Source organism: Agromyces capsici (assembly GCF_058349965.1).
The window spans coordinates 2474828-2498718 of the sequence record NZ_JBYRET010000001.1 but is presented as its reverse complement, the minus strand read 5'-3'; the positions used below and the strand labels follow the sequence as shown (position 1 = coordinate 2498718).

General features: G+C 71.4%; 21 protein-coding genes. 16 read left to right on the top strand and 5 right to left on the bottom strand.

Translation table 11 applies throughout. The annotated features are described in order from the left end of the window. Positions 1-255: 255 nt before the first annotated feature. Both AC3RKB_RS11665 and AC3RKB_RS11660 read right to left on the bottom strand, forming a co-directional pair. Positions 256-1773 carry a glyceraldehyde-3-phosphate dehydrogenase gene (locus AC3RKB_RS11665; protein WP_491436308.1) on the bottom strand — a complete coding sequence of 506 codons (1518 nt, stop codon included), beginning with the start codon at positions 1771-1773 and terminating at the stop codon, positions 256-258. Positions 1774-2017: 244 nt separating this feature from the next. Next, complete coding sequence (locus AC3RKB_RS11660; RefSeq protein ID WP_491436307.1) at positions 2018-2317, bottom strand: hypothetical protein; 300 nt, start codon at positions 2315-2317, stop codon at positions 2018-2020. Positions 2318-2455: 138 nt separating this feature from the next. Here AC3RKB_RS11660 and AC3RKB_RS11655 point away from each other — a divergent pair, with 138 nt between their 5' ends. Continuing rightward, positions 2456-3895, top strand: a complete 1440-nt coding sequence (locus AC3RKB_RS11655) for an aldehyde dehydrogenase family protein (RefSeq protein ID WP_491436306.1) — start codon at positions 2456-2458, stop codon at positions 3893-3895. A gap of 107 nt (positions 3896-4002) precedes the next feature. Next, the gene (locus tag AC3RKB_RS11650) at positions 4003-4590 is read left to right on the top strand and encodes a TetR/AcrR family transcriptional regulator (protein WP_491436305.1); all 588 of its coding nucleotides are present in this window, start codon (positions 4003-4005) and stop codon (positions 4588-4590) included. A gap of 64 nt (positions 4591-4654) precedes the next feature. Here the strand turns inward: AC3RKB_RS11650 and AC3RKB_RS11645 are convergent, their stop codons facing one another. Then, entirely contained in the window at positions 4655-6736 is a 2082-nt protein-coding gene (locus AC3RKB_RS11645; protein ID WP_491436304.1) for a primary-amine oxidase, read from the bottom strand. A gap of 69 nt (positions 6737-6805) precedes the next feature. Here AC3RKB_RS11645 and AC3RKB_RS11640 point away from each other — a divergent pair, with 69 nt between their 5' ends. Then, the gene (locus AC3RKB_RS11640; RefSeq protein ID WP_491436303.1) at positions 6806-7387 is read left to right on the top strand and encodes a hypothetical protein; all 582 of its coding nucleotides are present in this window, start codon (positions 6806-6808) and stop codon (positions 7385-7387) included. Here the strand turns inward: AC3RKB_RS11640 and AC3RKB_RS11635 are convergent. After that, complete coding sequence (locus AC3RKB_RS11635; protein ID WP_491436302.1) at positions 7384-8922, bottom strand: APC family permease; 1539 nt, start codon at positions 8920-8922, stop codon at positions 7384-7386. The two genes, AC3RKB_RS11640 and AC3RKB_RS11635, sit on opposite strands and share 4 nt — an antisense overlap. Before the next feature lie 210 nt (positions 8923-9132). On the opposite strand from AC3RKB_RS11635, the gene AC3RKB_RS11630 reads away from it, so the two are divergent. From AC3RKB_RS11630 to AC3RKB_RS11615, 4 genes are all read left to right on the top strand, one after another. Next, positions 9133-10098, top strand: coding sequence for an AraC-like ligand-binding domain-containing protein (locus AC3RKB_RS11630; protein WP_491436301.1), 966 nt, complete (start codon positions 9133-9135; stop codon positions 10096-10098). A gap of 150 nt (positions 10099-10248) precedes the next feature. Then, positions 10249-11916 (top strand): thiamine pyrophosphate-binding protein, encoded by a 1668-nt coding sequence (locus tag AC3RKB_RS11625; RefSeq protein WP_491436300.1) that lies wholly within the window; start codon positions 10249-10251, stop codon positions 11914-11916. A gap of 60 nt (positions 11917-11976) precedes the next feature. Next, the gene (locus tag AC3RKB_RS11620; protein WP_491436299.1) at positions 11977-12576 is read left to right on the top strand and encodes a DUF4232 domain-containing protein; all 600 of its coding nucleotides are present in this window, start codon (positions 11977-11979) and stop codon (positions 12574-12576) included. 245 nt (positions 12577-12821) lie between these two features. Further along, positions 12822-13040 (top strand): amphi-Trp domain-containing protein, encoded by a 219-nt coding sequence (locus tag AC3RKB_RS11615; protein WP_491436298.1) that lies wholly within the window; start codon positions 12822-12824, stop codon positions 13038-13040. Between the two features lie 15 nt (positions 13041-13055). On the opposite strand, the gene AC3RKB_RS11610 is transcribed toward AC3RKB_RS11615, so the two are convergent. Continuing rightward, positions 13056-14435 (bottom strand): MFS transporter, encoded by a 1380-nt coding sequence (locus tag AC3RKB_RS11610; protein ID WP_491436297.1) that lies wholly within the window; start codon positions 14433-14435, stop codon positions 13056-13058. Positions 14436-14590: 155 nt separating this feature from the next. Between AC3RKB_RS11610 and hpaH the strand changes: the two genes are divergently transcribed. The 9 genes from hpaH to AC3RKB_RS11565 all read left to right on the top strand — a co-directional run bounded on the left by hpaH (position 14591) and on the right by AC3RKB_RS11565 (position 23872). Next, positions 14591-15376: a 2-oxo-hept-4-ene-1,7-dioate hydratase gene (hpaH, locus tag AC3RKB_RS11605; RefSeq protein ID WP_491436296.1), complete on the top strand. Its 786-nt coding sequence runs from the start codon at positions 14591-14593 to the stop codon at positions 15374-15376. After that, positions 15361-16179, top strand: a complete 819-nt coding sequence (locus tag AC3RKB_RS11600) for an aldolase/citrate lyase family protein (RefSeq protein WP_491436295.1) — start codon at positions 15361-15363, stop codon at positions 16177-16179. Before hpaH ends, AC3RKB_RS11600 begins: the two co-directional genes overlap by 16 nt. 64 nt (positions 16180-16243) lie before the next feature. Then, complete coding sequence (locus tag AC3RKB_RS11595; protein ID WP_491436294.1) at positions 16244-17767, top strand: fumarylacetoacetate hydrolase family protein; 1524 nt, start codon at positions 16244-16246, stop codon at positions 17765-17767. Beyond that, positions 17764-18516 carry a GntR family transcriptional regulator gene (locus tag AC3RKB_RS11590; protein WP_491436293.1) on the top strand — a complete coding sequence of 251 codons (753 nt, stop codon included), beginning with the start codon at positions 17764-17766 and terminating at the stop codon, positions 18514-18516. The genes AC3RKB_RS11595 and AC3RKB_RS11590 overlap by 4 nt, the downstream gene beginning before the upstream one ends. Further along, the gene (gene hpaE, locus AC3RKB_RS11585) at positions 18513-20045 is read left to right on the top strand and encodes a 5-carboxymethyl-2-hydroxymuconate semialdehyde dehydrogenase (protein ID WP_491436292.1); all 1533 of its coding nucleotides are present in this window, start codon (positions 18513-18515) and stop codon (positions 20043-20045) included. Before AC3RKB_RS11590 ends, hpaE begins: the two co-directional genes overlap by 4 nt. Before the next feature lie 78 nt (positions 20046-20123). Beyond that, a complete protein-coding gene (gene hpaD, locus AC3RKB_RS11580; RefSeq protein ID WP_491436291.1) occupies positions 20124-21290 on the top strand; it encodes a 3,4-dihydroxyphenylacetate 2,3-dioxygenase in 1167 nt (388 codons plus the stop codon). A gap of 64 nt (positions 21291-21354) precedes the next feature. Next, positions 21355-21792 (top strand): sugar 3,4-ketoisomerase, encoded by a 438-nt coding sequence (locus tag AC3RKB_RS11575; protein WP_491436290.1) that lies wholly within the window; start codon positions 21355-21357, stop codon positions 21790-21792. Continuing rightward, complete coding sequence (locus AC3RKB_RS11570) at positions 21789-22994, top strand: NAD(P)/FAD-dependent oxidoreductase (RefSeq protein WP_491436289.1); 1206 nt, start codon at positions 21789-21791, stop codon at positions 22992-22994. The genes AC3RKB_RS11575 and AC3RKB_RS11570 overlap by 4 nt, the downstream gene beginning before the upstream one ends. After that, the gene (locus AC3RKB_RS11565; protein ID WP_491436288.1) at positions 22991-23872 is read left to right on the top strand and encodes a glycosyltransferase family 2 protein; all 882 of its coding nucleotides are present in this window, start codon (positions 22991-22993) and stop codon (positions 23870-23872) included. The genes AC3RKB_RS11570 and AC3RKB_RS11565 overlap by 4 nt, the downstream gene beginning before the upstream one ends. The last annotated feature ends 19 nt before the right edge of the window (positions 23873-23891 follow it).

Here is a 23891-nt window from a genome sequence, read left to right as displayed (position 1 = left end):
CGGCCGCCTCGCGAGGGTTGAGGAGCGAGCGCAGCGAGCGTCTCGAAACCCGGAGCCGCGCGGCCGCCTCGCGAGGGTTGAGGAGCGAGCGCAGCGAGCGTCTCGAAACCCGGAGCCGCACGCGCACCGCCGGGTTTCGAGACGGCCGCAAGCGGCCTCCTCAACCCTCACAAGCGAGACGGCCGCGAGCGGCCTCCTCAACCCTCGCAAGCGAGACGGCCGCGAGCGGCCTCCTCGACCCTCACACGATGCGGCTCAGCCGACCTCGGCGACCTCGGGCACGGCGGCCGCGACGACCTGTTCGACGCGCACCGGCTGCCGCTCGGGCAGCACCACCGGGTGGGTGCCCGCCATCGCCTCGATGACGCGCACGACCTGGCACGAGTAGCCGTACTCGTTGTCGTACCAGACGTAGAGCACGACGTCCGTGCCATCCGCGATCGTGGCCAGGCCGTCGACGATGCCAGCACGGTTCGAGCCGACGAAGTCGGTCGAGACGACTTCGGGCGACTCGATGTAGTCGACCTGCTGACGCAGCGGCGAGGTGAGCGAGACCTGACGGAGGTACGCGTTCAGCGTCGCCTTGTCGGTCGGCCGCTCGAGCTGCAGGTTCAGGATGGCGAGGCTCACGTCGGGCGTCGGCACCCGGATGGCGCTGCCGGTGAGCTTGCCCTCGAGCGCGGGCAGCGCCTTCGACACGGCCTTCGCGGCGCCCGTCTCGGCGATCACCATGTTGAGCACCGCGGAGCGGCCGCGGCGGTCGCCCTTGTGGAAGTTGTCGATGAGGTTCTGGTCGTTGGTGAACGAGTGCACCGTCTCGACGTGGCCGCGCACGATGCCGTAGGCGTCCTCGATCGCGGCGAGCACCGGGGTGATCGCATTGGTCGTGCAGGAGGCCGCCGACAGGACGCGGTCGTCGGGGGTGATGGCGTCGTGGTTGATGCCGTGCACGATGTTCTTGATCGCGCCCTTGCCCGGCGCGGTGAGCAGCACCCGCGCGACGCCTGCGGACTCGAGGTGGCGCGAGAGCCCGGCCTCGTCGCGCCAGCGGCCCGTGTTGTCGACGACGATCGCGTCGGAGATGCCGTACGCCGTGTAGTCGATCGAGCCCGGGTCGTCGGAGTAGATGACCTGGATGAGCGTGCCGTTCGCGAGGATGGTGTTCGCCTCCTCGTCGACCGTGATGGTGCCCTGGAACGGGCCGTGCACCGAGTCGCGGCGCAGCAGGCTGGCCCGCTTCTGCAGGTCGTTCTCGGCACCCTTGCGCACGACGATCGCGCGCAGGCGCAGGCCCTGGCCGCCGCCCGAGTGGGCGATCAGGATGCGCGCGAGCAGCCGCCCGATGCGGCCGAAGCCGTAGAGCACGACGTCGGTGCCGGATGCCGCGGGGCGGGCGCCGTCGGCATCGGGGTCGACGAGCACGGGCGCCAGCTCGGCGCGCAGGAAGTCGACGAGGTCGGTGCCGGGCTCGGCGGCGTGGAACCGGGCGACGAGCCGGGCCACGTCGATCGACGCGGGAGCCGGCTCGACCTCGGTCAGCGCCTCGAGCACGCGCATCGTGTCGTCGAGCGCGAGCTCGACGTCGCCGGCCTGGCGCGCGAAGCGGTGGGCCTTCAGCAGGTCGATCGCCGAGGCGTTGATCAGGCGACGGCCGTGGATGCTGGTCACCACCCCGTGGCGACGGTAGAGGCCGCCGACGAGCGGGATCATCCGCTCGGCGAGCTCCTCTCGGGCGATCCAGTCCTCGCGGCGGGATTCGAACTCGTGGCTCACGTCAGGCCCTTCTCGGCCGCGCGCGTGGTGGGCAGCGTCGACCGCACTCAGTTTTGGGGGTGTACAGAATCGTATCGGCCCGTGCGAGCGGGAAGGGCGTACACGGCGGTACCTCGAGCCGCTGCCAGTGTACTCGACGTCCAGCGACCGGCGTTCATGGCACGACTCACGCGAAACGGCCCTACCAGGGGCGATTTCGCGTGAGTCGGAGGACGACGGATGGCGCGGGGGCGCGCCATCCGGATCAGAAGACGTCGTCGACGAGCGAGATGTCGTAGACCGCGACGCGCTGCGGCACGCCGTCGAACGCCGCCGCCCGGGCGTCGGACGCGAGGTACTCCTGCTCGAGCGCGCGGAAGGCGTCGGCGTCGCCGGGCGCGCTCACGGCCCAGACGAACCGGTTCGACTCGCGGAGCCCGTACGCGAACTCGATCGTGAAGCCCGCCTCGGGCCGCACGACCGGCATCCACTCCTGCCACCACGCCACGAAGGCGTCGTACTCCCCGTCGACGAGCGTGTAGTTGCGCAGCTGGATGGTCTTCACCCGAGCCATTCTGCCGTGCCGGTCGAGCGGATGACGCACCCATCCCTGCGCGGTCGGTCAACCGCGGCGCGCACCGCGACAAGTCGCGGCGCGCGCCCGTCCATAGCGTGGGTGGCCACGACTCGATGTGGAGGAGACATGACCATCGACACCCCGACCCGCGTTCTCGAGGCGCCGTACGCCGGCCTCCTCGACGCGATCACGCCCGAGACCGGCGAGACGCGCGAGATCCTCGACCCGGCGACCGGCGACCTGATCGGCCGGGCGCCCGTGCACACCGTCGACGACCTCGACCGCGCCGTCGCGACGGCCACGGTCGCGCAGCCGGCCTGGGCGGCGCTCGGGCACGACCGCCGGAGCGAACTGCTCCTCGCGGCCGCCGACGCGATCGACGCGAACGCCGAGGCGCTCGCGCAGTTGCTCTCGCGTGAGCAGGGCAAGCCGCTGAACGGACCGAACGCGCGCTTCGAGGTGGGCGGGGCATCCGGATGGATGCGCGCCGCGGCCGCGACGCCGCTCGAGACCGAGGTGGTGTTCGACGACGGGCAGACGCACGCCGAGCTGACCTACCGCCCGATCGGCGTCGTCGGCGCGATCGGTCCGTGGAACTGGCCGCAGATGATCACCGTGTGGCAGATCGCACCGGCGCTGCGCATGGGCAACACCGTCGTCGTCAAGCCCTCCGAGTACACGCCGCTCAGCGTGCTCGCGCTCGTGCACGTGATCAACGGCGTGCTGCCCGAGGGCGTGCTCCAGGTGGTCAGCGGCGGCCGCGACGTCGGCGCCGCGCTCTCGACGCACCCGTCCGTCGGCAAGGTGATGTTCACGGGCTCGACCGCGACGGGCAAGGCGATCATCCGCAGCTCCGCCGACACGGTCAAGCGCCTCACGCTCGAGCTCGGCGGCAACGACGCCGGCATCGTGCTGCCCGACGTCGACCCGAAGGCCATCGCCGAGGGCCTGTTCTGGGGTGCGTTCATCAACACCGGGCAGACCTGCGCCGCTCTCAAGCGCCTCTACGTGCACGACGACGTCTACGACGCCGTCTGCGACGCGCTGGTCGATGTCGCCCGGGCGATGCCGATGGGCGTCGGCCTCGACGAGGAGAACGTGCTCGGGCCACTGCAGAACCGGCAGCAGTTCGACATCGTCGACCGCCTCGTCGAGTCGGCCAAGGCCTCGGGCGCGCGCGTGCTGCTCGGCGGCGACCCCGACCGCGACCAGCCGGGCCACTTCTACCCGACCACGCTGGTCGCCGACATCGACGACGATGCCCCCCTGGTCGCCGAGGAGCAGTTCGGGCCGGCGCTGCCGATCATCCGGTACCGCGACCTCGACGACGTGATCCGGCGGGCGAACGGCGTCGACGTGGGCCTCGGCGCCTCGGTCTGGTCGTCGGATCGCGAGCAGGCTCGCGCGGTCGCCGCACGGATCGACGCCGGCACCGTCTGGATCAACTCGCACGGCGCGGTGCACCCCATGGTGCCGTTCGGCGGCGCCAAGCAGTCGGGGTACGGCCTCGAGTTCGGCGTCGAGGGACTGAAGGCGCTCGGCGTGCCCCAGGTGATCAACGGCTGACGCCACCTTCGCCACGACACGGCGGCCGCACGGAACCCCATCCGTGCGGCCGCCGTCGCGCTCCCCCGTATCGTGGAGCACGAGCGCACCGACATCCGGGAGAGGCCATGCCGAAGATCGTCGACCACGATGAGCGCCGTCTCTCGATCGTGCACGCGACGTGGCGGCTCATCGCCGCGAAGGGGTTCCGCGCGACGACCATGCGCGAGATCGCCAAGGCGTCGGGCGTCGCGAACGGCGGCCTGTTCCCCTACTTCCGGAACAAGGAGGAGCTGATCGGCGCGACGTTCGAGCACGTCTTCGCGGCGACGAACGAGCGCTTCGCGGCCGTGCGCGCCGACCTCGAGGGCCTCGCCGCGCTGCGCGCCCTCATGCTCCAGATCTTCCCGCTCGACGAGGAGCGGCTGCTCGAGGCGCGCATCGTCATCCCGTTCTGGGAGTACGCGGCGAACGAACCCGAGCTGCTGGCGCTGCACGAGCGCACGATGCAGCAGTGGCGCGGCGAGATCACCGACCACCTCGAGACGGCCAAGCGGCTCGGCGAGGTCCGCGACGACGTGGACGTCGCGAGCGTGACCGACCTCTTCATGGCACTCGTCGACGGCGTCCAGGTCGTCGCGGTGGTCTCTCCCGCGAGCTCGTCGGCGGAGCGCCTCACGCGCCTGCTCGACGGGTACCTCGACCTGCTCCGCTGACGAGACGTCGAGGGGCGGATGGCGCTGCTCGCGCCATCCGCCCGCCAGGAGCCCGGACTCGAGGTCAGTGCGCGTGGCCCTCGCAGGTGCACGCGCCGGCGGCGCAGTCGCACGCGCCCGCGTGCGACCCGTGCCCCGCGACATCCGTGTGGCAGGCCATGCCCATCGACTCGGACGACGGCACGTTGAGCGTGGGGTTGCGGTCGAAGAAGCCGTACGGCTTGAGCGTGAACTTGGCGTAGTCGACCGGCATGACGGGCCAGTCCTCGACGCGGGGGAAGTGCGTGGGGCCGAAGGTGTGCCACACGACCACGTCCTCGCCGTCGATGGAGCGGTCGGCCGCGGTATAGCGCGGCAGGCCGTCGCCGCCCGGGTTCTGGTTCACCAGGTCGCCCGCAGGGTACCGCTCGTCCTGCGCGTAGCGCGTGACCCACAGGTGGTTGCGCGTGAAGCCGGCGCGCTTGGCGATGACCGACTCGGGGTCGGCCATGAGCGTCGGCCCTCCCTGCGCGAGCAGCTCGTAGGCGACCGGCTGGCCGAGGCGGTTCGTCTTCTCGGTGTTCACGATGTGCCAGGCCCGGCCCACGCTGAGGTCGGCGTCGCGCACGGCCTCCGACTCGGTGCGCAGGCGCGTGCGCTTCTTGGTGAACGCGTTGCCGTACTCGTTCCCCTCGCCCATCGGCACGCGCACGGCGTCGACCTCGTCGACCGCGTTCGCGACGCCGTCGACCATCATGTCGAGGCGCGCGCTGAAGAGGTGCTGGTGGTAGGGCGCCCCGAGCCCGGGCGCGACCTGGCTGGCGTAGTCGCCGGCCTCGGGGTCGAAGGCCGAACTGAACAGCACGCCCGTGAGCTTGGCCTCGCACTCGATCGTGCCGTCGAGGTAGAGGTACCAGTAGAACCCGTAGTCGTAGTTGCCGACGGTGGTGAAGAAGCTGATCACGAGACGGCGCTGGCGGCGCACCTCGTTCGAGCCCGTGTAGATGTCGGTGTGCTTCCAGAGGGTGCCGTAGTCCTCCTCGTGCATGCAGATCGCGTTCGGGATGACGCGGGGGTTGCCGAACTCGTCGGCGAGCGTCGCGTCGAAGTAGCGGATCTCGCCGAGGCAGTCGCAGCCCAGCACGAGCGAGTTGGCGTACCGGCCGAACACGTACTCGCCGGTGTCGAAGTAGTTCTGCCAGAACCGCGCGGGCGACGGGTCGCCGTAGGGCACGACCATCTCGGCGATGGACGCGCGGTAGATGATGTCGCGCTCCTCGCCGCCCTGGTCGGCGTCGGCGTAGCGGATGCGGCGCAGCACCAGCCCCTCGCGCGCGTCGAACGCGAGCGAGAACCGCCAGTTCGCCCACGAGACCTGGTCGCCCTCGACCGTGAAGCTCGGGCCCTCGGGCTGCGTGATCGCGATGGGCTTGAGGGTGTCGAGCGGCGCGCCCTGCACCTCGGGGTCGTCGAAGTTGCCGCCCTCGGCCGGGATCTCGTAGACCTTGTGGTCGACGAGCTTGAACATGCGGCCCTCGACCATGTCGACGTAGGCGCACAGGCCGTCGACGGGGTGGGCCCAGCAGTGGTCCTGTTCGTACTGCCGCATGAAGGCGAGCACCCGGATGACGCGGCGCCCGCGCTCGTCCTCGAAGCCGTACTGGCCCGCCGAGAGCGGCGCGAGCGCGACCTGGTCGTGCGTGATGCCGCGCTTCGCGAGCGCGGCGTGCCATTCCTCCTCCGCCCCGAGCATGTCGTAGATCGACTCGAACTCGACGTCGAGGATCGGCAGCTGGCCGTCGGCGCCGTCGATCTCGTCGGCGCGCAGGACCGCACGTTCGGTGAGCGAGACGCGCGCATCGTGCGCCGCGCCCGTGGCCTGGTCGAGCAGCAGTGCCCGGATGACGCGGGGCAGGTCGCCGCCGGCGAGCACGTGGGCCTTGTCGGGCTCGTCGACGCCGACGTAGACGAAGCGCGTGGTCTCGGCGACGAGGCCGGCGGCGGCGAGGATCTCGCGGGTCGCGACGATCTCGTCGGCGGCGAGGCCGCGGAGCGGGTCGCCCGAGCCCGAGACGGACGCGGCGGTCGCGGTCGCGGTCGCGGCAGCGGCGTCGTCGGAGTGGTCGGCGTGCGAGTGGTGGGCCTGAGCGGCAGACATCGTCGTCATGCTGGGGTTCCTTTTTCTCTACGTTTGTTGAGTAATATAGCTCGCAATCACGAGACAGGGAAGTCCGAGATGAGCGAACTCGCACACGGCGCGATGCTCGTCGGCGCGCTCGGCGCCGCGGGATGTGTCGCGATCAGCCGGCGCACGGCGCTCGACCTCGCGGCATCCGCGGCCATGCTCGCCGCGATGGCCGACATGGCGTTCACCCGGCTCGTGCCCCCGCTCGCCTGGACGGCTGTGCTCACGGGCCTCGGCCTCGCGCTCGGCGCACGCCTGCGGCCCGCTCGGGGCGGCCACGGCGCCGGGCTCCCCCGCGGGCGACGCGAACACGCGCTGCACCGCGCACTCGCGTTCATCGTCGGCGCCTGGGCGTTCGCGGTCGCGGGCGCCCCCGCACCCGGAGCGGCGGCGGGCGGCCACGTGCATGCCGACCCGGCCCTCGCCGGCCTCGCGTTCATCGTCGCCGCGATGGCGATGACGGCATTCGGCGGATGGCTCGTGGCCGTCGAGCTCCGCGCCCGCCGGGCCGACCGCGGCGCGCCGACGCACACGAGCCGGACGGGGTCGGTCCGGCACGCGGCCGAGGCGGCGAGCACGACCGTCATGCTCGCCGCCATGGCCGTTCCGGGCGTGCTCGCCGCCCTCGCCTAGATGCCGCGGTGCGGCTCGTGGTCGAAGGCCGCGGCCTCGGCCTCCTCGATGCCGTGCCCGATGTTGCGGTACAGCTCGGGGTCGCGGCGACGGAGCACGAAGGCCCAGATCACGCCGAGGATGCCGGGCACGATGAGCAGCGCCGGCAGGACGAACGTGAGCGCCGAGGGCTCGGTCTGCCCGAGCAGCACGTCGAAGTTCGCCACGATGAGCCCGAACACCGTGAACAGCACGATCGCGGAGATGCCCGGCGCGATGACGGCCGCCCAGGTGCTCACGCCGCGGCGGTCGCGACGGAAGAAGCCGATCACGGCGATCGCGATGATGCCCATGAGCAGCACGAGCCCCATCGCGCCCGTGTTGGTGAGCCAGGTGAACATCGTGAGCACCGGGTAGAGGAACTCGACCGGCGCGAAGTCCGCCTTGAGGCCGAGCCCCTCGCCGGCGATGACGAACGCGAGGGTCACGATGAGCGCGATGACGCTCTGGGCGACCGAGCCGGCCCACGGCGCACGCGACTGCGTGCGGACCGCGCCGAGCCCGCGGTGCAGCACGCCCTCGCGCCCGAGCGAGTAGAGGTAGCGCGCGACCGCGTTGTGGAAGGACTGCAGCGCCGCGAACAGGCTCGTGAGGAAGAGCACCTGCATGATGTCGCTGATGATCATGGGGGCGTGCTCGCCCATGAACGCGAACATCAGGTCGGGGCCCGCCGCTCGCGACGCCTCGACGATCTGCGACGGGCCGATGCCGACGGTGAACGCCCACGCGCTGAACGCGTAGAACACGCCGATGATCGCGACGGCCGAGTACGTGGCCCGGGCGATCGTGCGCTTCGGGTCCTTCGCCTCCTCGCCGTAGATGGCGGCCGACTCGAAGCCCATGAACGCCGCGATCCCGAACGCCAGCACGGCGCCGACGCCGGGCACGAAGAGGTTCGCCGGCTGCAGGGCTGCGGTGCTGAGCCCCTCGGGCGCGACCGAGAGCGAGACGAGGTCGAACACGAGCACGGCGACGAACTCGAGCGCGACCAGCGCGCCCAGCACCTTCGCCGAGAGGTCGACGCGGTTCACGCCGAGGATGCCGACGATCACGATGCAGACGAGGATCCAGACCCACCACGGCGTGACGATGCCGAGCTTCGCCTCGAGGAACATCGACATCTGGAACCCGAACAGGCCGTAGATGCCGATCTGCATCGCGTTGTAGGCCACGAGCGCGATGAGCGAGGCGCCCACGCCGAACGGCCGGCCCAGGCCCTGCGCGATGTAGGCGTAGAACGCGCCGGCGTTCGTGACGTACCGGCTCATCGCGGCGTAGCCGACGGCGAACACGGCGAGCGCGGCGGCGAGCAGGAGGAACGAGAGCGGCACGCCGATCACGCCGGTCACGGCGAAGGTCGTCGTGACACCGCCGGCCACGACGGTGAGCGGCGCCGAGGCCGCGATGATCATGAAGGTGACGGATGGCACGCCGAGACGGCGATGACCGAGTTCACCGGTCGTCGTCGTCGGCGGCATCGTCGGCGCTGAAGTCATGGCAGGAGCCCTTCGTTGGGTCGGAGCGAAGCCGGGGCAGCCTCGCACGATGCCCGTCATCATCGTCGCGCATCACGGCGGCCGGTTGTCCGAGCGCGTACGCCGCTTGTCCTCCGATGCACGCTCGGCCTGTCGCTTTTGGCACTACAGGCGTAGAATTACCGGACCCGTGCCGGACGAGGACGTCCGGAGGAAGACCGAGGTCACGCCGTGCCCCACGTCCCCGAGACATCCGCCGCCGCCCCCACCACGACCGCGCCGCTCGACTTCACGGAGTTCAGCGCGATCGTGTCGCAGTCGTTCGTGCCGCTGCGCGTGCACTCCGACCGCCCCGATCCGTTCCGCGGCGAGGTCCGCACCGCGGCATCCGACGACGTGCACCTGTCGGTCGTGACCGCCGACGCGCATGACATCCAGCGCACACCCGCGCTCGTCGCCCGCAAGGAGCAGCGGTACTTCAAGCTCGGGCTGCAGCTCTCGGGCACGGGCCTGCTCATCCAGGACGGTCGCGAGGCCGTCGTGCGCCCCGGCGACCTGGCCATCTACGACACGAACACGCCCTACTCGCTCGTGTTCGAGGAGCGCTTCAGCACGGCCGTGCTCATGGTGCCGCACCGGCTCATCGAGCTGCCCACCGACGCCGTGCGCGGCATGACCGCGACGACGCTCTCGGGCGAGGACGGCCTCGCGCGCGTCGTCTCCGGGTTCCTCGGCGGCCTCGCGGGGCAGCTCGACCAGCTCGACGGCCCGGTCGGCGCGCGCCTCGCGCGGAACGCGGTCGACCTCGTCACGACGATGTACGCGCAGCAGCTCGACGTCGCACGCGACGCCGACAAGCCGCACCGCCCCATGCTGCGCCGGGTGCAGTCGTACATCGACGAGCACCTCCCGCTGCCCGACCTGAACCCCTCGACCATCGCCGCCGCGCACTTCATCTCGACGCGCCACCTGCACGCGATCTTCCACGAGGAGGGCCTCACGGTCTCGTCCTGGATCCGCGCGCGGCGGCTCGACCGCTGCCGGCGCGAGCTCGTCGACCCGCTCGCCGCGCACCGGCCGGTGGGCGAGGTCGCGGCCCGGTGGGGCTTCCCGGATGCCGCGCACTTCAGTCGCGCGTTCCGCGCCGAGTTCGGCGAGCCGCCGTCGGTCGTGCGGGCGCGAGCGATCGCGGGCTGACCCGGCCGGTATACTCGGCTCCGTCCAGGCGAGCCTCCTTCGAGGCGGCGCCGGCGCTCGAAAAATGGGCGCGAAGCGTCGCCGATGCCGGCGTCGGCCGCGAGACACATACGGAAGCACGACATCCGTCACGTCTCGAAAGGCTCCGCCATGCCCACCGTCTCCGCGCACGTCGCCCGCACCCTCGCACTCCATGTCGACCACGTCTTCGGCGTCATGGGCAACGGCAACGCCTACTTCCTCGACGCGCTCGAGCGCGACACCGGCGCGACCTTCACCTCGGTGCGCCACGAGGCGGGCGGCGTGGTCGCCGCCGACGCGCACTTCCGCGCCTCGAACCGGCTCGCCGCGGCGACCGCGACGTACGGCGCCGGGTTCACGAACACGCTGACCGCGCTGGCCGAGGCCGTGCAGGCGCACGTGCCGCTCGTGCTCGTCGTCGGCGACGAGCCGACGTCGGGCCCGCGCCCGTGGGACGTCGACCAGATCGCGCTGGCCTCGGCGGTCGGCGCCCGCACGTATACCGTCGGACGAGCGGATGCCGCGGCCACGACCGTGATCGCGGTCGAGCACGCTCTGACCTACCGCGTGCCGACCGTGCTCGCGATCCCGTACGACGTCGCCGCGCTCGAGGCAGGCGCCGTGCCGCCGGCGCCGGCGCCACGCGTGCCCGGTCCGCTCACTCCGCGCAGCCCGTTCGCGCGGCGTGCGATCACCGACCTCGCACGCGCGCTCGCGGGCGCGCGCCATCCGCTGCTGCTCGCCGGACGCGGCGCCTGGCTCGCCGGCGCGGGCGACGCGCTCGGCGCACTCGCCGATGCGACCGGCGCGATCACCGCGACGACGGCGCTCGGCCGTGGCGTCTTCCCCGACAGCCGCTACGACCTCGGCGTGACGGGCGGCTTCGGCGCCGAGGGCGCGATGGAGCTCATCCGCGAGGCCGACGTCGCGGTCGTCTTCGGCGCCTCCCTCAACCAGTTCACGATGCGCTTCGGCGAGCTCTTCGCGCCGGGCACGCGCGTCGCGCAGGTCGACGTGGGCGCGGCCGCGACGCATCCGAACGTCGGCGCATTCATCCAGGGCGACGCGGCGGTCGTCGCGCGCGCCCTCGTCGACGAGCTCGCAGCGCTCGGAACGGCAGGTTCCGGATGGCGCGACTCAGTCGACCTCGTGCCGCTGCGCGCGGTAGACCCCGGCGTCGGCGTCGTCGAGGCCGACGGGCGCCTCGATCCGCGCTCGGTCGCCGCGCGCCTCGGTGAGCTGCTGCCCGAGGATCGCGTCGTCGTCTCCGACGGCGGCCACTTCATCGGCTGGGCCAACATGCACTGGCCGGTCGCCTCGCCCGACCGCATGATGATGATCGGCACGGCGTTCCAGTCCATCGGGCTCGGGTTCCCCAGCGTCGCGGGCGCCGCCGCCGCGAAGCCCGACGCGACGATCGTCCTGACATCCGGCGACGGAGGCGGCCTCATGGCCATCGCCGACCTCGAGACCGCGGTGCGCACCGCCGGCGGACGCGGCATCGCCGTCGTCTGGAACGATGCCGCCTACGGCGCCGAGATCCATCTCTACGGCCGCAAGGGCCTCGCCGAACCGCCGATGCGCATTCCCGAGACCGACTTCGCCGGCATGGCGACGGCGCTCGGAGCCGAGGGGGTGGTCGTGCGCGAACTCGCCGACCTCGAGCGCCTCGCCGCGTGGGCGGCCGAGCCGGTGCACGAGCGCCGCTTCCTGCTCCTCGACTGCCGGATCTCCGACACCGTCACGGCGCCGTACCAGGAGGAGATCCTCCGCGTGAACTCCGCACCGCGCGACTGAGACGAGCCCGGGGGCCCATTGGCCCACGCGGCACTGCGGACTCCGCCGTACGGTGAGGGCATGCGCGCACGGGTGGTCGCCGCCGCCCAGGCCGTGGCGATCGGCCTGCTGCTCTCGGCCTGCACCCCGGGCGTCGAGACACCACCCGCCTCCCCGAGCCCGACCCCGTCGGCGTCGGTCAGTGGGCCCTCGACGGAGTCGCCCGTCCCCATGGATCCGTCGGCACCGTCCGGCCATTGCGCCGACCAGGCCCTCCGGGTCACGATCGAGTCCAATCCCGAGGGCGACAGCACCGGGCACGTCGTCTGGAACGTCGTGTTCACGAACACCGGCAGTTCGTCGTGCGAGTTGCGGGGTGCGCCGTCGGTCGCCGTGATCGATGCGAGCGGCGCCGTCATCGGCGCCTCCGCGTCCAGCCTCGAGGGGCCTGCACCCGAGACGATCACGATCGAGCCGGGCGGCCGGGCCATCGCCGGCCTCTCCGTGGCGGACATCGGCGACGACGGCGGTCCGCTCGGCGAGGAGTGCCCCACGGTCGCCGGCTCGGCGTACCGGATCCTGCCGCCGCACGGCATCACTCCCTCGGAGGTACCGGGCGACGTTCCGGCGTGCGACGGCGAGGTCCCCTGGATGACCGTGACCGTGGTCAGGGCCGGATGACGCATCGCTCGGAGGTCCACTCGCACCCGACTCCAGGGACTTCGACAAGATCAGCGCCGACGGGCCGGGTCTCACGCTCCGATTCGAACGCCGCGCGCACGAGCGCACCATTCGGGATCTGATCAACGGTTGGCGTTGGAGATCCTCGCGGATCGAGGCGCGAAGGGGGTCCACAAGCGCGACGTGCTCGTGCGCGGCCCCGCAGAGGTCGGTACCGTCGAGAGACGACACCAGGGAGAGACACCATGGACCTGTTCGAGATCGCCGACGCCCAGCGCATGAGCCGCGAGGAGGCAGCCGCCAAGCTCCACGCACTCGCCGACGCCTTGGCGAAGAACAACTCGGTCGAGTTCAGCCGCGCGGGGCGGCTCATCACCGTGCGCGTCCCAGACGAGGTCGACCTCAAGGTGGAGGTCGAGCTCGGAGAGGATGGCAACGAGCTGGAGGTCGAGCTCACCTGGTGACCGCCTCCGGGGCCGCTACCTCTCCCAGACGAAGTGCCGCTTCGACTGCTCGGTCTCGTGGTCGGGACCGAGCGGGATGCCCGTGCGGTCGCGCAGCAGCAGCGTCGCGATGAACGCGATGATCATGACGCCGGCGATGTAGAACGACACCGAGGTCGCGGTGCCGGTCGACTGCACGAGCCAGGCGGCGATCGTCGGGGCGAACGCGCCGCCGATGATCGCGCCGATCGCGTAGGTGATCGAGACGCCCGAGTAGCGGATCGACGCCGGGAACAGCTCGGTGAAGTACGCCGCCTGCTGCCCGTAGGTGAAGCCGTTGCCGATCGCGAAGAGCGAGACGCCGAGGAACAGCAGCCAGGGGTTGCCCGTGTTCGTGAGCGGGAAGAGCAGGAACACGGTCGCGAGGAACGCGATCCAGCCGATGATGTAGGTGTTCTTGCGGCCGATGCGATCGGAGACGGTGCCTGCGGCGAAGGTCGTGATGAGCCAGACGATCGACGCGCCGGCCACCGCGAGCAGCACGGGCGTGCGCTCCATGCCGACCAGGCCGCCGTCCTCGACGGGCATCGTGGCGTAGTTCTGCAGGTAGCCGCCCGTGGTCATGTAGCCCGCGGCGTTGTTGCCCGCGAAGGTGAGCGCGGCGAGCACGACGAGGAGCCAGTGCCGGCGGAAGAGCGTGAGGATCGGGGTCTTCGCCTTCTCCTTCTTCGCGGCGATCTCCTGGAACACGGGGCTCTCGTCGACCGCACGGCGAACGACGATGCCGACGATGATGAGCACGAAGCTCAGCAGAAACGGGATGCGCCAGCCCCACTCGAGGAATGCGTCGCCGGGCGAGATCACGCCGGTCATGAGCGCGAGCACGCCGGAGGCGAGCAGCAGGCCGATCGGCACGCCGATCTGCGGGAACGCGCCGAACCGGCCGCGCTTGCCGCCGGGCGCGTGCTCGACGGCCATGAGCACGGCGCCGCCCCACTCGCCGCCGGTCGAGAGGCCCTGGAGGATGCGCAGGAGGATGAGGAGCACCGGCGCGGCCATGCCGATCTGCTCGTAGGTCGGGAGCACGCCGATGAGCGTGGTGGCCGCGCCCATGAGGATCAGCGTGATGACGAGCATCGCCTTGCGGCCGATCTTGTCGCCGTAGTGGCCGGCGAGGAATGCGCCGAGCGGGCGGAACAGGAAGCTGATGCCCACCGTGGCGAACGCGAGGATCGTCGCGAACTGCGGGCCGGCCGGCGCGAAGAAGAGCGCGCCGAACACGAGGCCGGCGGCGCTCGCGTACAGGAAGAAGTCGTACCACTCGATGGTCGTGCCGATCACGGTGGCGAAGGCGACGCGCCGCAGCTCGTGCGGTCTCGTCGCGGCGTGGAACTCGGTGCCGGGTGTCGCGGTCATGGCGGGGTTCGACTCCTCTGTCGGTCCGCGGATGGGTGGATGCCACCTCGATACGAGGCAGGTTCGGAGACTATCGTATATGATTTCGGATACCAAATGTGATGTCGATTTCGCGTAGCATCACCCGCAGGCCTCGACGACGGAGTGGAGACACATTGCTCGACCCAGCACGCATCACCGAGATCGCCGACGAGCTGCTCGCGGCCGACCGCGACCGCACGACCGTTCCGCTGCTCACGGCGCGCAACCCCGGCATGACCGTCGACGACGCCTACGCCGTCCAACGGCTGTGGGCCGACCGTGCGATCGAGGGCGGCCGCCGCCTCGTCGGCCGCAAGATCGGCCTGACATCCAAGGTCATGCAGGTCGCCACGGGCATCACCGAGCCCGACTACGGCGTGATCCTCGACGACATGGTCTACGAGTCGGGCACCGTGGTCGAGTTCGACCGATTCTCCAACGTGCGCATCGAGGTCGAGCTCGCCTTCGTGCTCGCGAAGCCGCTGACGGGCCCGGGCACCACGATCTTCGACGTGCTCGACGCGACGGCCTACGTCGTGCCGGCGCTCGAGATCCTGAACTCGCACATCGAGATGCAGGGCCGTACGATCGTCGACACGATCTCCGACAACGCCGCGATGGGCGCCATGGTCGTCGGCGGCACCCCCGTGAAGCCCGACGCCGTCGACCTCCGCTGGGTCTCGGCGCTGCTCTACCGCAACGAGACCATCGAGGAGTCGGGGGTCGCCGGCGCGGTGCTCGGCCACCCCGCGATGGGCGTCGCCTGGCTCGCCGACAAGCTCGCGCAGCACGGCCAGTCGCTCGAGGCGGGCGAGATCATCCTGGCCGGCTCGTTCACGCGCCCGATGTGGGTCGAGCGCGGCGACACCGTCCACGCCGAGTACGGACCCCTGGGGGCGATCACGTGCCGATTCGCATGAACCTGCCCGACACCTTCGCCGCGCGCCTCGCCGCGGCCGACCGTCCGCTCGTCGGCCTCTGGGTCTGCTCGGGCAGCCCCGTGATGGCCGAGATCACCGCGGGCAGCGGCGTCGACTGGGTGCTCATCGACGCCGAGCACTCCCCCAACGGGCTCGAGTCGATCCTCGCGCAGCTCTACGCCGTCTCGGCGTACCCGGTCGCGCCCGTCGTGCGCGTGCCGATCGGCGACACCGTCATCATCAAGCAGGTGCTCGACCTCGGCGCGCAGAACCTGCTCGTGCCGATGGTCGACTCGGCGGCGCACGCCGAAGAGATCGTGCGCGCCATCCGCTACCCCTCCGGCGGCGTGCGCGGCGTGGGCGCCTCGCTCGCGCGCTCGTCACGCTGGAACCGCGTTCCCGGCTACCTCGCCGGAGCGTCGTCGACGATCAGCCTCACCGTGCAGGTCGAGTCGGCTGCGGCCGTGGCGGCGGTCGACGAGATCCTCGCGGTCGACGGCGTCGACGCGATCTTCGTGGGGCCCGCCGACCTCGCCGCATCGATGGGGCGGCTCGGCGAGCCATCCCACCCCGAAGTCGTCGAGGCCGTGCTCACGGCCCTGCGCGCCGCGCGCGCCGCGGGCACGCCGGCCGGCGTGAACGCGTTCGTGCCCGAGGAGGCCGAGCGGTACCTCGCCGCAGGCGCGGCGTTCGTCGCGGTGGGCGCCGACGTGGCGATCCTGGCGCGGGCGTCCGAGGCGCTGGCCGACCGGTTCATCGGCGATGCCGGGGCGACGGATGGCGCGCCTCGCGCCTCCTACTGACGACCCCTTGCATCATCCGAACAGATCGTATACGATTTCAGATACGAAGAGACGAGGACGCTCCATGGCCATCGACGGCATCGCCACGCCCGGCAAGATCATCGCCGTGCACCTGAACTACCCGTCGCGTGCCGCCCAGCGAGGCCGCACCCCTGCCGCGCCGAGCTACTTCTTCAAGCCCGCCAGCTCGCTCGCCCCGACCGGTGGCACGCTCGAGCGCCCCGCGGGCACCGAGCTGCTCGCCTTCGAGGGCGAGATCGCGCTCGTCATCGGCGAGCCGGGTCGCCGCATCTCGCCGGCCGACGCGTGGTCGCACGTGGCCGCGGTCACCGCCGCGAACGACTTCGGCCTGTACGACCTGCGCGCCGCCGACAAGGGCTCGAACGTGCGCTCGAAGGGCGGCGACGGCTTCACGCCGATCGGCCCCGCGGTCATTCCTGCCGCCGAGGTCGCGCCCGAGAGCCTTCGCGTGCGCACCTGGGTCAACGGCGCCCTCGTGCAGGACGACACGAGCGGCACCCTGCTGTTCCCCTTCTCGCAGCTCATCGCCGACCTCTCGCAGCTCATGACGCTCGAGACCGGCGACGTCATCCTCACGGGCACGCCCGCCGGCTCGTCGGTCGTCGTCCCCGGCGACGTCGTCGAGGTCGAGGTCGACGCTCCGGATGCCGCGGGCTCGCCCACGTCCGGACGACTCGTGACGCGCATCGCCCAGGGCTCCGCACCGTTCGGCGACCACGGCACGACGCCCTCGGTCGACGACCTGCAGCGGGTCGAGGCGTGGGGTTCCGAGGAGGAGCTCGCCGCGGCGATCGCGGCGGGGCGGGCGACGGCGCCGGGTGGTGCCGCGTCTCGAGACGGCGCCGGCGCGCCTCCTCGACCCGCACAGGGGTTCGAGCTCAGCGACGAGCTGCGCGAGCGCCTCGGCCGCGTCGGCGTCGCGACCCTCTCCGTCGCGCTCCGCAAGCGCGGCTACCACGACGCGGTCATCGAGGGCGTGCACGCGCTCCGACCCGGCCAGCGTCTGGTGGGCCCCGCGAAGACCCTGCGCTTCATCCCGTTCCGCCCCGACCTGTTCGCCTCGCACGGCGGCGGCTTCAACGCGCAGAAGCGCGCGTTCGACGCGGTCGAGCCCGGCGAGGTGCTCGTGGTCGAGGCCCGCGGCGAGCGCCGCACCGGCACCGTCGGCGACGTGCTCGCCCTGCGCGCCAAGTTCCGCGGGGCCGCCGGCGTCGTGACCGACGGCGGGGTTCGCGACGCCGACGCCGTGGCCGAGATCGGCCTTCCCGTCTTCTCGCAGGGCCCCCACCCGGCGGTGCTCGGCCGTCGCCACGTGCCGTGGGAGACCGACGTCACGATCGCGTGCGGCGGTGCGGCCGTGCAACCCGGCGACGTCATCGTGGGCGACGGCGACGGCGTCATCGTGATCCCGCCGGCGCTCGTCGAGGAGGTCCTCGCCGAGACCGAGACGCAGGAGCGCGAGGACGCGTGGATCGCCGAGCAGGTCGCGCGCGGCGAGTCCGTCGACGGCCTCTTCCCCATGAACGCCGACTGGCGGGCACGATTCGAGCGAGAGGTCGAGCGATGAGCGCCGAGAGCAAGTCCCAGCGGGCGTACCGCTTCCTCCGCGAGCGCATCGACGACGGACGCTACGTGCCCGGTTACCGGCTCGTGCTCGCGCAGATCGCCTCCGAGCTCGACGTGTCGGTCGTGCCCGTGCGCGAGGCCATCCGCCGCCTCGAGGCCGAGGGCCTCGTCACGTTCGAGCGCAACGTCGGCGCGCAGGTCGCGCTCCAGAAGGAGGCCGAATACCTGCACACGATGCAGACGCTCGCGCTCGTCGAGGGGTTCGCAACCAGCCTGTCGGCGCCGTACCTCAGCGCCGACCACGTGGCCCGGGCTCGCGAGGTCAACGAGCGGATGCGCCGCACGCTCGACGACTTCGACCCGCACCGCTTCACCGAGCTCAACCTCGAGTTCCACGCGATCCTCTTCGAGGAATGCCCGAACCCGCACGTGCTCGACCTCGTGCACCGCGGCTGGAACCGCATGCGCGTGCTGCGGGACTCCTCGTTCAGCTTCGTGCCCGGCCGCGCCCGCGACTCCGTCGCCGAGCACGCCCGCATCCTCGACCTGATCGAGCAGAGCGCCGCCCCGCTCGAGATCGAGCTCGCCGCACGCGAGCACCGCACGGCGACGCTCGACGCCGTGCTCGCCTACCAGTCGGCGCACAAGCCGGCGACGGATGGCGCGCCCGCACCCGCCACGACCGAACCCGTTCCCCAGCCCGGCGCCGCCGCCGCGGCATCCGCATCGAACCTGGAGGCCACCGCATGACCCAGCACATCCCCGAGGGACTGCCCGACCGCATCCGCCACTACATCGACGGCGAGTCCGTCGACTCGATCGGCGGCGAGACGTTCGACGTGCTCGACCCGGTCAGCAACGAGACGTACGTGCAGGCGGCCGCCGGCCAGAAGGCCGACATCGACCGCGCGGTCGAGGCCGCCCGTCGCGCCTTCACGGAGGGCCCGTGGCCGCGGATGCTGCCGCGTGAGCGTTCGCGCGTGCTGCATCGGATCGCCGACCTCGTCGAGTCGCGCGACGCCCGGCTCGCGGAGCTCGAGTCCTTCGATTCAGGACTGCCGATCACGCAGGCCCTCGGGCAGGCGCGGCGCGCCGCCGAGAACTTCCGGTTCTTCGCCGACCTGATCGTCGCCCAGTCCGACGACACCTACAAGGTGCCCGGCCGCCAGATCAACTACGTGAACCGCAAGCCGATCGGGGTCGCCGGCCTCATCACGCCGTGGAACACCCCGTTCATGCTCGAGTCGTGGAAGCTCGCTCCGGCCCTCGCGACGGGCAACACGGTCGTGCTCAAGCCCGCCGAGTTCACGCCGCTCTCGGCCTCGCTCTGGGCCGGCATCTTCGAGGAGGCCGGCCTGCCCAAGGGCGTGTTCAACCTCGTCAACGGCCTCGGCGAGCAGGCGGGCGACGCGCTGGTGAAGCACCCCGACGTGCCGCTGATCTCCTTCACCGGCGAGAGCCGCACGGGGCAGATCATCTTCGGCAACGCCGCGCCGTTCCTGAAGGGCCTCTCGATGGAGCTCGGCGGCAAGAGCCCGGCGGTCGTGTTCGCCGACGCCGACCTCGACGCCGCGGTCGACGCGACGATCTTCGGCGTGTTCTCGCTGAACGGCGAGCGCTGCACCGCCGGCAGCCGAATCCTCGTCGAGCGCGCGATCTACGACGAGTTCGTCGAGAAGTACGCCGCGCAGGCTGAGCGCGTCGTCGTGGGCGACCCGCACGACCCCAAGACCGAGGTCGGCGCGCTCGTGCACCCCGAGCACTACGAGAAGGTCATGAGCTACGTCGAGATCGGCAAGACCGAGGGTCGACTCGTCGCCGGCGGCGGCCGCCCCGAGGGCTTCCCGACGGGCAACTACGTCGCCCCGACCGTGTTCGCGGATGTCGCGAAGGACGCGCGCATCTTCCAGGAGGAGATCTTCGGCCCCGTCGTGGCGATCACCCCGTTCGACTCCGACGAGGAGGCGCTCGAGCTCGCCAACGGCGTGAAGTACGGCCTCGCCGCCTACATCTGGACCAACGACCTCAAGCGCGCCCACAACTTCTCGCAGGCCGTCGAGGCGGGCATGGTGTGGCTGAACTCCAACAACGTGCGCGACCTGCGCACGCCGTTCGGCGGCGTCAAGGCCTCCGGCCTCGGCCACGAGGGCGGCTACCGCTCGATCGACTTCTACACCGACCAGCAGGCGGTGCACATCACCCTCGGCGCCGTCCACAACCCGACCTTCGGCAAGCAGGACCCGCACGAGACCGACCTCGACGACCCGGACCCGCGCTGAACTCCAGCCACATCGCTGATCGAGTAGGCGCGCAGCGCCGTATCGAGATCCGCCATCCACGAAAGCAAGGAAGCTGACATGACCAACCGCGACGACAAGACGCTCACCTCCTCGGGCTTCTACGTGAGCCAGGAGGCCCCGATCCACACCGAGAACCCGATCCCGACGCCGACGGCGCCGGCCCCCGACATCCTGCGCTGCGCGTACATGGAGCTCGTCGTGACCGACCTCGCGGCCTCGCGGAACTTCTACGTGGAGGTGCTCGGGCTCACGGTCACCGAGGAGGACGAGAACAGCGTCTACCTCCGATCGCTCGAGGAGTTCATCCACCACAACCTCGTGCTGCGGAAGGGCCCGGTCGCGGCGGTGGCCGCGTTCTCGTACCGCGTGCGCACGCCCGAGGACCTCGACAAGGCCGTCGCGTTCTACACCGAGCTCGGCTGCCGCGTCGAGCGCCGGGCCGAGGGCTTCACGAAGGGCATCGGCGAGTCGGTGCGCGTGGAGGACCCGCTGGGCTTCCCGTACGAGTTCTTCCACGACGTCGAGCACGTCGAGCGGCTCGCGTGGCGCTACGACCTCTACACGCCGGGCGCGCTCGTGCGCCTCGACCACTTCAACCAGGTCACGCCCGACGTGCCCCGGGCGGTCGCGTTCATGCAGGACCTCGGCTTCCGCGTGACCGAGGACATCCAGGACGACGAGGGCACCGTGTACGCGGCCTGGATGCGTCGCAAGCCCACCGTGCACGACACCGCCATGACCGGCGGCGACGGCCCCCGCATGCACCACGTCGCGTTCTCGACCCACGAGAAGCACAACATCCTCGCCATCTGCGACAAGCTCGGCGCCCTGCGGATGTCGGACGCGATCGAGCGCGGACCCGGCCGCCACGGCGTCTCGAACGCGTTCTACCTGTACCTGCGCGACCCCGACGGTCACCGCGTCGAGATCTACACGCAGGACTACTACACGGGCGACCCCGACAACCCCGTCGTGACGTGGGACGTGCACGACAACCAGCGCCGCGACTGGTGGGGCAACCCCGTCGTGCCGAGCTGGTACACCGACGCCTCGCTCGTGCTCGACCTCGACGGCAACCCGAAGGAGCTCGTCGCCCGCACCGACGCGAGCGAGATGGCCGTCACGATCGGCGCCGACGGGTTCTCGTACACGCGGCACGACGAGGGCGAGTCCTCCATGCCGGAGTGGAAGCAGGGCGAGTACAAGCTCGGCAACCAGCTCTGACCGACCCCCGGACGGGAGGCGCTGGGGGCCCTCCCGGCCGGCGCCGGCAGGCTACAGTCTGAGCATGCCGGCCGAACGAACCCCGCTCCTCGACGGACAGGTCCGAGTGCTCGAACTCGACCGCTTCCACGACGAGCGGGGTTCGCTCGTCCCGCTGAGCTTCGACGGCCTCGGCTTCCGCGTCGCCCGCACGTTCGTCGTCCATGCGCCGCGAGGCGCCGTGCGCGGCGGGCACGCACACCGACGGGTGCGCCAGGTGCTGTTCCGAGCGAGCGGCACGATCGAGGTCGAGGTCGGCCTCGGCGACGCGCGCGCCCGCGTCATCCTCGACGAGCGGCGGCCCGCCCTGCTGATCGAGCCCGGCGTCTGGGCGCAGCAGACCTACCTCGACGAGGGCTCGACGCTCGTCGTCTTCGCCGACGGGCCGTACGAGCCCGCGGAGTACGTCTCCGCCGACGCGCACGACTCGCACCGCACGCCCGCGGCCGGGGACCGCGCGTGAGCCGCCGCCGGGTCGCCGTCCTCGGGGCCGGGATCATGGGCAGCGCCACGGCGATCGAGCTGGCCCGCCGCGGGCTCGACGTCACGCTGGTGGATCGCGAGGACGCCCCCATGGCGGCCACGAGCCGCTGGAACGAGGGCAAGATCCACCTCGGGTACCTCTACGGCGCCGATCCGACCACGGCGACCGCGGAGCACATCCTGCCCGGCAGCCTCCTGTTCGCCGAGCGGGCGAGGGAGCTCATCGGCGAGGACCTCGCCGGCCACACCACGACCGACGACGACGTGTACCTCCTGCACCGCGACTCGGTCGTCGATACGGACGCCATGCGCGCGCGGTTCGGCGCGATCAGCGAGCTCATCCGGCGTCACCCCGATGCCGGCCGGTACCTGGTGGACGTCTCGGACGCCCGGGTGACCGAGCTCGCCCCGGGAGAACTGGCGGGAATCGCCGGCGACGACGTCGTCGCCGGGTTCCGCGTGCCGGAGCGCTCCGTCGACACCCGGTGGTTCGCGGACCGGCTCGCCGGCGCGGTCGCCGCCGAACCCGGCGTGACGCTCCGAATGGGCACGGCCGTCGTCGCCGCCGAACCGTTCGATTCGGCGGACGGTCGGTGGCGGGTGCGCACCGGCGAGGGCGACGTCGAGGAGTTCGACCTCGTCGTGAACGCGCTCTGGAACGGCCGGCTCCCCGTCGACGTCACGGCGGGGATCACGCCGGAGCGACCGTGGAGCCACCGCATGCGACTGTGCGTGTTCGTGCGCACCCGCACGGAATGCGACCTGCCGAGCGCCATCGTCGCGGTCGGCCCCTTCGGCGACGTCAAGAACTACAACGGGCGGGACTTCTACCTCTCGTGGTATCCGGTCGGACTCGTGGCCCAGGGCGACGAGCTGGAACTCGCGACGCCCGCTCCGCCGGCCGGACCGGAGGCCGAGGCGTTCATCGGGCGCGTCCGCGACGCGCTCGAGCGCGTCATTCCGGGCACGGGTCGGGTGTTCGACGACGCCGAATCCGCGATCGTGCACGGTGGCCATGTCTTCGCGCGAGGGACGGGCGCGCTCGACGACCCGCGGTCGGGCCTGCACCGCCGCGACCGCTACGGGGTGCAGCGTCGCGGGTCCTACTTCTCGGTCGACACGGGGAAGTACTCCACCGCACCGTGGAGCGCGCGCTTCCTCGCCGAGGAGATCGCCCGTTGAGCGCGGCAGCACGGACGTCGACGGGAACACGGGAGTGGACGCCCCTGGTCACCGCACTGGTGCCCACCTACAACGGCGCCGGCTTCATCCTGCGAACGCTCGAGAGCCTGGCCGCGCAGACCTGGCCGTACCTCGAGATCCTCGTCGGCGACGACGGTTCGACGGACGACACGCTGGAGGTGGTCCGCCGATTCGCCGCCGAGCATCCGAACACCCGGATCCTGGAGCGCGAGTCGAACCTCGGTTGGCTGCGGAACTCCAACGACCTCATGGCGAGCGCACGGGGCGAGCTGATGTTCTTCGCGTTCCACGACGACGTCGTCGCGCCGGCCTACGTCGAGAAGCTCGTCGGCGCACTCGCCGAGAACGATCGGGCCGTGCTCGCCTTCAGCGACATGCACGTCCACGAACTCGACGGTTCGGTCGAGCTCCAGGTGTTCGACGCCCTCGACGGCCTCGACACGGCGATGGAACGGGGCCGGGTGATGATCCGCCGACCGGGGTACTGGTGGGTTCCGAACCGCGGGCTCTTCCGCGCCTCGGGCTTCACGGCGGTCGATGGGATCCACCCGAACGAACGCGGTGAGTACTCGGCGGACTGGACGTGGCTGCTGGGCCTCTCGCTGGTCGGCGATTTCGTCCGAGTACCCGAAGTCCTGTGCACGAAGTACTACATGCGAGGCAGCCTCTCGAAGCGGTGGCCTCACGACGCCTCGCAGCGGCTGGCGCTGCAGCGTTCCGGCATCGCCGAGGTCCGGCGGAGCCGGCAACTGAACGCCCTGCAGAAGGCGCGGCTCACGGGCCACCTGCGCCGCCGCGTGCTCGGTCGTGGCCTGCCCGGGGGCGCCAAGCGGTTCCTGCGACGGATGGGCCTCTGATGCGTCGCCGCGCAGCGTA

Bases quoted from the DNA above. Each gene is read 5' to 3' on its own strand.
- AC3RKB_RS11655 (WP_491436306.1), top strand. From the start codon at position 2,456: ATGACCATCGACACCCCGACCCGCGTTCTCGAGGCGCCGTACGCCGGC.
- AC3RKB_RS11575 (WP_491436290.1), top strand. From the start codon at position 21,355: ATGCCGGCCGAACGAACCCCGCTCCTCGACGGACAGGTCCGAGTGCTC.
- hpaE (WP_491436292.1), top strand. From the start codon at position 18,513: ATGACCCAGCACATCCCCGAGGGACTGCCCGACCGCATCCGCCACTAC.
- AC3RKB_RS11625 (WP_491436300.1), top strand. From the start codon at position 10,249: ATGCCCACCGTCTCCGCGCACGTCGCCCGCACCCTCGCACTCCATGTC.
- hpaD (WP_491436291.1), top strand. From the start codon at position 20,124: ATGACCAACCGCGACGACAAGACGCTCACCTCCTCGGGCTTCTACGTG.
- AC3RKB_RS11615 (WP_491436298.1), top strand. From the start codon at position 12,822: ATGGACCTGTTCGAGATCGCCGACGCCCAGCGCATGAGCCGCGAGGAG.
- AC3RKB_RS11650 (WP_491436305.1), top strand. From the start codon at position 4,003: ATGCCGAAGATCGTCGACCACGATGAGCGCCGTCTCTCGATCGTGCAC.
- AC3RKB_RS11620 (WP_491436299.1), top strand. From the start codon at position 11,977: ATGCGCGCACGGGTGGTCGCCGCCGCCCAGGCCGTGGCGATCGGCCTG.
- AC3RKB_RS11640 (WP_491436303.1), top strand. From the start codon at position 6,806: ATGAGCGAACTCGCACACGGCGCGATGCTCGTCGGCGCGCTCGGCGCC.
- AC3RKB_RS11595 (WP_491436294.1), top strand. From the start codon at position 16,244: ATGGCCATCGACGGCATCGCCACGCCCGGCAAGATCATCGCCGTGCAC.
- AC3RKB_RS11635 (WP_491436302.1), bottom strand. From the start codon at position 8,922: ATGACTTCAGCGCCGACGATGCCGCCGACGACGACGACCGGTGAACTC.
- AC3RKB_RS11645 (WP_491436304.1), bottom strand. From the start codon at position 6,736: ATGACGACGATGTCTGCCGCTCAGGCCCACCACTCGCACGCCGACCAC.
- AC3RKB_RS11610 (WP_491436297.1), bottom strand. From the start codon at position 14,435: ATGACCGCGACACCCGGCACCGAGTTCCACGCCGCGACGAGACCGCAC.
- AC3RKB_RS11590 (WP_491436293.1), top strand. From the start codon at position 17,764: ATGAGCGCCGAGAGCAAGTCCCAGCGGGCGTACCGCTTCCTCCGCGAG.